Raw genomic sequence first — 7,708 nt, forward strand, 5'->3', positions numbered from 1 at the left:
CATTGAATTGGCCAAAGCGATTCGTTATCGGTGAGATTAAAAAGTATTAATGAGATTACGTTCTTTAAGGAACATTATTATGCCCAAACTATCCAGTTTCTCTAATCATCCAAACCTCACGTCCCAAAAAACCTCTAAACGCCCAGCAACTGGAAAAGTTTTGCTGAGTATTGCTGTGGCTTCTATTTTGAGTAGCACGGCTATCGCTGCTGAGGGTGATGAGGTAGTGGCGCAAGGAGCGACTGAACAAGAAGCGTTGCCGTCGACGACACTTGATACTATCGTCGTGCGTGCAGCGAGGGAAGAGCTCGAACAAGCGGCAGGGCTGTCAATCATCAGTGAAGATGCCATCGAAAAAGCATCAGTATCTAATGATATCTCAGAAATTGTACGTAAGATGCCAGGTGTGAACCTGTCAGGATCGTCAACATCAGGTCAACGTGGTAACCAACGTCAAATCGACTTGCGTGGTATGGGTCCGAATAACACGCTTATCTTGATCGATGGTCGTCCTGTCACTTCTCGTAATTCCTCACGACCGAGTCGTGGTAATGAGCAAGACACGCGTGGTGACTCGCAGTGGGTACCACCAAGTGCTATTGAGAGTATCGAAGTATTGCGTGGTCCTGCTGCGGCTCGTTATGGTTCTGGTAGTATGGGTGGTGTGGTTAATATCATCACTAAGAGCCCGACTGAGCCAGAGTTTTCTATCAGTGGTCACTATGAGCTGCCAGAAAACGACTTAGAAGGCAGCAACTGGCGTACCAACATCAATATGGCGGGTGCGTTGACCGATAAACTATCTTCTCGTACCACGCTAGGTTACCACGATAGTGAAGCAGATGATCCATATATTAATGAAGCTGAAGCGCTAGATGACTCAGTAGCAGCAGGTACTGAAGGGGTCGAAAATATCGATGCGCGTCAGCTGTTTGAGTACGCCATGGATGCGATGAATACAGTCGGTGTTGAGGTCAATTATAGCCGTCAAGAAAACCATTGGGCGGGTGACTCATTGTTCCAATCAGTGAATGAAACGTTGGTAGATGAACTAGAAGGCGAAACAACCAACAAGATGCAGCGTTACGGTGCTGCCTTCACACATCGTGGTGAGTACGATGATGTCAGCAGTAATAGCTTTATCGAATTCACTCGCACAGTGAATGAGCGTTTGGGTGAAGGTTCTGCTGGTGGTGGCGAAGGCCAGATTTCGATACCTGATGAAGGAGAAGACTTTGAATGGATAGAGGCAACCTATGACACGCTAAATGCCAAATCAGAGTGGGATATTTATTTCGATCGTCATACCTTGACCGCTGGTGTTGAGTTCCGCGGTGAAAAGCTGGATAATCCTGTGGTATCTGATATGACATTTGACGAAGGTTTTGAGTTTGGTGATGTAGAAACCGACCCTGAAAAACGTGACCCTACCTCAGATGCTTATCTTGTGGGTGCGTACTTAGAAGACAATTACCAGATCACGCCTGACTGGTATATCACGCCAGGTGTTCGCTTTGACCAGCATAGTGAGTCAGGTGGTAATTGGTCACCTAGTGTCAACACCACGTGGCACTTTAGCCCTGATTGGTCAGTGAAGGCGGGTGTCAGTCGTGCATTTAAAGCACCATCGCTATACCAGCTTGACCCAAATTATATTTACTATACCCGTGGTAATGGCTGCCCATCTTGGGTGCCTAGTGAGGAAAGAGGTTGTCAGGTCTTAGGTAACCCTGACCTAGAAAATGAAACGTCTTGGAATAAAGAGCTGACCTTTACCTATGATGATGGCACTGGACTCAATGCTGGTTTGACTTATTACCACAATGCCTATGATAACCGCATTGGTGCTGGTACGGATCGTGTGGCTGTCGATACAGCGACCAATCGTTCTATCTTCCAATGGGACAATCAAGGTGAAGCAATTGTCGAAGGTTTAGAAGGCTTTGTACAAGTACCAGTCACTGACGATGTAAGATGGTCTTCGAATATCACTGGTAACATCCGCTCAGAGCGAAAAGACAATGGCGAGCCGTTATCATTAATTCCTAAGTTCACGGTAAATACTGGTGTCGATTGGGATGTGACGCCTCAGTGGAATGCAGGCTTTGATGTGAGCTACTATGGTACGATTGAAGCCCCTACGCTTTCAGTTACGACGGGAGAGGGTAATGGTGACCCGTTGCTTGATCGTGAGCCATATGCCATTGCTAACGTCAGCACTCGTTATAATATGACCAATGGCATCACAGTTGGTGCTGGTGTGAAAAACGTATTTGACACCGGTGTTTATCGCGAAGGTACTGCTACGAATGCTGGCGCACGCACTTTTAACGAACCTGGTCGTAGTTATGTGTTTGATGTGAGTGTTGATTTCTAATACGTTGATATTTAGCATCTAGTCACAGTATTTGTTCCACAAAAAAGGTCTAAGCTAATAGCTCAGACCTTTTTTGTTTGTGCTGTCTTAGGACGTGTCATCAATTAACACATTCAATCATTTAGTGGTCTTAAAATGGCTAAATTTTGCTACTCATCGTTAAAAATCTTGTGAATATAGCTATATGCCCTGCAATTTTCTCCTTGATCATCGGAAATTTATCTCATTTCAAGCACATTTAAAGGTGACTGTTCGAATTGAGGACACGCCCTAATAGCACTGTAGCGATTTCAAAATACTTTAGGGCGTGTTGAATATTCAACACGCCCTAATTATGAGCAAAAAAACAGACAGCATTAAATGGTATCAATAATCACTGGGCGCCCTTGATGATTGAGGACAGTCACATCGACGTCATACAGCTCCTTTATGGTCTCTTGGGTAATGACATCGGTAGGGCAACCTGTCGCCATCACTTGACCTGTCTTCATCATGACCACCGTATCAGCAAACTGTGCAGCTTGATTGATATCGTGCAGTACAATGACGACGGTTTTATGCTGAGACTGACTTAACTCACGTAGCTCACGCATCAACCGTCCAGCATGGTACATGTCCAGATTATTCAATGGTTCATCAAGCAGTAAATACGGCGTATCTTGGCAGACAATCATCGCGATCAGTACGCGTTGGCGTTGACCACCAGATAGTGTCGATAGAAAACGATCGGCCAATAGCTCCAGCTCAAACCGTTCGATAATCTCATTAACCTTTTGCTGATCGTTAGCAGTCGGTTGCCCTTGGTGATAGGGGTAGCGTCCAAACATCAGCAGCTCATGCACGCGCAGTCGACCTTGTACGTGGTTGTCTTGACCTAACATCGCTACTGTCTTGGACAGTGTCCGAGCATGACAGCTGACAATGTCATGTTCGTCAAAGCTCACTTGACCTGATTGTAGTGGTTGTAGACGAGCCATGACTGAAAACAAAGTGGACTTGCCAGCACCATTGGGTCCTATCAAAGCAATGACTTGCCCGCTCGGCAGTGACAAGGTAATGTCATGTAGGATTTGCTGCTTACCAATGCGGTGCGAAATATTATCGAGTGTAATCATAGTAATTTTCGTCTTTAGAAAGTTCTAATTGCTTAGTTTTTGTATTGATTATTGACGGTTTTGAGTGGTGAAGATCAATAATAAGAATACCAAACCACCAACCAATTCAATCACGACCGACAGTACCCCAGCCATGCCCAAGACTTGCTCAAACACAGTTTGACCGAGTACCAAGCAAATCATAGCGACTAAGCTCACCAAAATGAGGCGTTCGCTATGGTACATATGGCGAGCGATACGGTTGGTCAAGGCGCAGACGAGTAATCCAAAGAAAGTCACTGGACCGACCAGTGCTGTTGCAGTAGCGACTAACACTGCTATGACCGTCAATAACCCAAAGGCGAGACCTTGATAGTTGATACCAAGGTTGATGGCTTGCGGCTTACCGAGCATCAATACATCACACTGATAGCGCCAGCGCCATATAACGATAGCACTAATCGCACAAATCGCTAGACTGATACCGAGCAACTGAGGGTTGACTGTGTTGAACTGGGCGTAACTCGCGGACTGTACGACGACAAAATCATCAGGACTAATCAATCGTGAAATCAGCGCGGACAAACTACGGAATAACACACCAAAGATGACGCCGACTAGTATCAATCGCGTTAAGTCTTGACTACTTTTAGAAAAGAGTAGGCGAAATAGTAACAATGACGCCCCAAACATTAAGACAATCTCAAGCGTGAACTTAGTAATGGGATGAATACTGCTAAAGCTCATCGCGCCCAAAGAGAACACCAGTAAGCTTTGTAATAATATATATAGTGAGTCAAATCCCAATAGAGAAGGTGTCAGAATAGGGTTGTGGGTTAAAGTCTGAAACAACAAAGTCGACACACCGATGGCATAGCCGACCACCATTAATGCCAGCAGTTTTTTGCCGCGTAACGGCAGCGCAAAATCCCAATAGCCATTGACATTTAATGTCAAAAATAAAACCATTGAGAGTAGCAATATAAAGGCGGCAATCGATTTGGGATGATTGACTATCCACGTCCAAACTTGCACTAAGCGAGAGTGCTTAGCCGTATTTATGCCATGACTATTGGTCGTCATATCAGGCTCTCTAGGCCCGTGATGTGTAGCGCGACGCTTAGACGATGAGAGCATACGTTAATCCTATAGTATCAATGGTACCAATAGTATCAAGAGTGTCAGTCACTCACTCACTGGCTAGGAATCTTATTGTTCAGCAGGAGCACGCAATAATAACCATAAGAACAGTACAGTGCCGACCACACCAAAAATAGTCGCAACAGGCACCTCAAACGGATAGCGGATAGAGCGGCCGATAATATCGCAGAGTAGGACTGCTGATGCACCGAGTAGTGCAACTGCAGGCAAGCTACGACGTAGCTTATCTCCCATCAGTCGGCTGACGATATTGGGCACGACTAGACCGACAAAAGGAATCATACCGACGGTCACGACGACGACGGCGCTCATCATGGCGACCATGCCGACACCCAACCACGTCACTTGGCGTTTACTAACGCCCAAATTCAGCGCGATATTATCACCTAAGCCCACAATGGTTAACTTGTCAGCAATGATATAAGCCAACACGCAGAGTCCACCAGTGAGCCACAGCAGCTCGTACCGACCCGCTAGCACCCCCGAAAAGTCACCAAATTGCCACACACTGAGCATCTGTAATGTTTCGGTTTGATAAGCGATAAAAGTCGTCACGGCATCAATAATGCCGCCGAACACAATACCAATCAGCGGAATCATCAAAAAGTCTGTCGGTGGAATACGGTGAATCAGCAGCATGAATATCATCATGCCAAATACCGCTGCGATAGTAGCGACGCCCATCTTGATAAAGAGCGCACTGGCAGGAAATAACAAACTCACGACGAGTAACCCCAAAGCAGCACTTTGAGTCGCACCGACCATAGAAGGCTCAACAAAACGGTTTTTTAGCACCACTTGGATAATCATCCCCGCTACCGCCATCGAAATACCTGTCAAGATAATCGCAATAGTGCGTGGTATGCGGCTGACAAAGAGCAAGGAGCTATCGGAGTTGGCGCTATGGCTGATAAGGCTGTGAAAGATACCGGACCACGAAAAATCTGCCACGCCGATAGATAGGCTCAATAACACCAAAAGCCCCATAATAATGAGGCTACCGGTGTTAATGACCCAAGGAGGCATGGCAGCACGGCGCTGTTTGTCATTGGAATAACGGCCACTATCCCGCTGCCACTTTGCACCTTGTGTGGTGGCAGAAGCAGGGGAGGAATGAGTGGCTTTTTCGCTAGCATCAGTACGATGCGAAAATAACGACATAGTGGCTACTGATTTATAGATGTGAAAACTGTCATGAAAGACAGTTGCTCAAACAATGGTGTCGTTTACTGAGCAATTGCGTTTATTGAGCATTGGTAAAAGCATCTCGAACCGTCGTCAAATCCTGCATCCACTGATAGTAACCGCCAAACGCAAGGTAAGAATCCGGGCTTAGATATACCACCTGATCTTGTTCCCAAGCGGTGGTTTGCGCTACTAATGGATTGTCTAGTACGGCTTGCGCACCAGCACTCTCTTCGCCGATAGCTGCACTACGATCAACCACAAACAACCAGTCTGGATTTACTTTTTGTAGATATTCAAACGAGATTGGCTGACCATGACGACCATCTTGGATCTGATCATCAGCGATTGGTATTTCTGCGACATTGTAAATAAAGCCGTAGCGAGACTCAGCGCCGTAGACCGACATTTTATTGCCATTAACCATCACGACCAAGCCATTACCACCATCTTTGGTTACTGCTTTGGTCTCTTCGATTAGGCCATCAATGTCAGCTTGCAACGCTGCTGCTTCTTCGCTTTTACCAAACAATGCACCTAGGTCGTGCAAACGCTGTTTGCTAGACTCATAGATGTTTGCGGTATCCACTGTCATATCAAGTGTGGGCGCGATGCTCGATAACTCATCGTATTTTTCTGCCATGCGCGAGCCGACCAAGATGGCTTGTGGTTGCATCGCGTTCAACGCTTCTAAATCTGGCTCAAACACGGTACCAACGCCTTGTGGTTCAGGCTGATTTTCTGAGCGTAGATTGTCTAACTGCACTTTCCCAGGCATACCATCGACAGCCACATCAAGCGCAGCCAAGTCTTGCATCAAGGTCATGTCATATACCACTAGTGGTGACGGGTTCATCGCCAGATCGACATCACCTCTGGCAGTATCGACGGTGATGGTCTCAACAGAGACGGCGTCATTATTAGCGACATTTGATGAGCTATCAGCGGTTTGGTTTTCGGCTTGAGTTTCTGTTGTTTCAGTGCCACTTGATTCTGGTGAGCTACAGCCTGCCACACCGATACTAGCAATGATCGCAGTTGTCATGGCGGTGAGTAGTGGTCGCTTAAATAAGGTATTAGAGATGCGGGTAGGTAATAGGGTATTAGACATAAGTAACTCGATATATCGCTGGTTGGACAATAGGTAAGTGAAATAATTACCTATATAGAATGAAAAGAAATAAAAAGCGCTTATCTAAAAATAATAGATAATGCTCAATGGTAGTATCGTTGATGGATACTACCAATGACCGTTGTTGTAAATAATAACCTAGCTGTACACGTACAGACCTTTTAGCTAAATCAGAGCATCTATCGTTTATTTTATAAATAACAGAGGCTCTGACTGGCTAAACAAGTAGTATAAATGGCATAAATAGCCAAGGAGCTGCAATGATAAGGCAATTGAGAGTCATTATCAATAAAAATGATAATGATTTTTATTAACTTAGGCAGCTAATTTTGATAAAATCGTCAATAAATGGAAATTAGTGAAGTTTAGTATTGATAATAATTATCGTTTGCATTATTATCAACACCATTCTACGTCAGTTAATAAATATTAGAGTTTTATGAGTTCAACGAATTTAGACACGCCATCCAATAGACTTAAATTCACGGCCGTCGTTGCCGTCGTAGGATTGCATGCGTTGACAGCTGTAGCCTTAGCAGTGGTTAAGACGCCTGAGATAAAAGAAGAGCCTATACAAGAAACACAACCCATAGAAATAGATCTCATCACACCGCCACAGCCACCAGCAGCCGTTGAACCTGAACAGGAGCCGGCTGAGCCTGTGTCCGCTCCAGAGCCAACGCCTGAACCTGAGCCAACACCTGAACCAGAACCAACACCTGACCCAGAACCAACACCTGAACCAGAACCAACACCAGA

At 45.5% G+C, this 7,708-nt stretch carries 5 protein-coding genes and 1 pseudogene; 2 read left to right on the forward strand and 4 right to left on the reverse strand.

Annotated elements, in window-relative coordinates; genetic code table 11:
• The first annotated feature begins 79 nt into the window (after positions 1–79).
• On the forward strand, positions 80–2,377 hold the full coding sequence (locus tag L0J61_RS07545) for a FepA family TonB-dependent siderophore receptor (protein ID WP_301465770.1): 2,298 nt from the start codon (positions 80–82) through the stop codon (positions 2,375–2,377).
• A 356-nt stretch (positions 2,378–2,733) separates the two neighbouring features.
• Here L0J61_RS07545 and L0J61_RS07550 read toward each other — a convergent pair whose 3' ends face one another.
• The 4 genes from L0J61_RS07550 to L0J61_RS07565 all read right to left on the reverse strand — a co-directional run bounded on the left by L0J61_RS07550 (position 2,734) and on the right by L0J61_RS07565 (position 6,928).
• A complete protein-coding gene (locus L0J61_RS07550) occupies positions 2,734–3,492 on the reverse strand; it encodes an ABC transporter ATP-binding protein (RefSeq protein ID WP_301465772.1) in 759 nt (252 codons plus the stop codon).
• Between the two features lie 48 nt (positions 3,493–3,540).
• Complete coding sequence (locus L0J61_RS07555; RefSeq protein WP_301465778.1) at positions 3,541–4,440, reverse strand: iron chelate uptake ABC transporter family permease subunit; 900 nt, start codon at positions 4,438–4,440, stop codon at positions 3,541–3,543.
• A 240-nt stretch (positions 4,441–4,680) separates the two neighbouring features.
• Positions 4,681–5,793, reverse strand: coding sequence for an ABC transporter permease (locus tag L0J61_RS07560; protein WP_301465774.1), 1,113 nt, complete (start codon positions 5,791–5,793; stop codon positions 4,681–4,683).
• Positions 5,794–5,875: 82 nt separating this feature from the next.
• The gene (locus tag L0J61_RS07565; RefSeq protein WP_301465776.1) at positions 5,876–6,928 is read right to left on the reverse strand and encodes a siderophore ABC transporter substrate-binding protein; all 1,053 of its coding nucleotides are present in this window, start codon (positions 6,926–6,928) and stop codon (positions 5,876–5,878) included.
• 460 nt (positions 6,929–7,388) lie between these two features.
• On the opposite strand from L0J61_RS07565, the pseudogene L0J61_RS07570 reads away from it, so the two are divergent.
• Positions 7,389–7,708, forward strand: a pseudogene (locus tag L0J61_RS07570) (hypothetical protein); the annotation flags it as partial.

The organism is Psychrobacter sp. (assembly GCF_030457785.1).
Taxonomy (GTDB): Bacteria; Pseudomonadota; Gammaproteobacteria; order Pseudomonadales; family Moraxellaceae; genus Psychrobacter.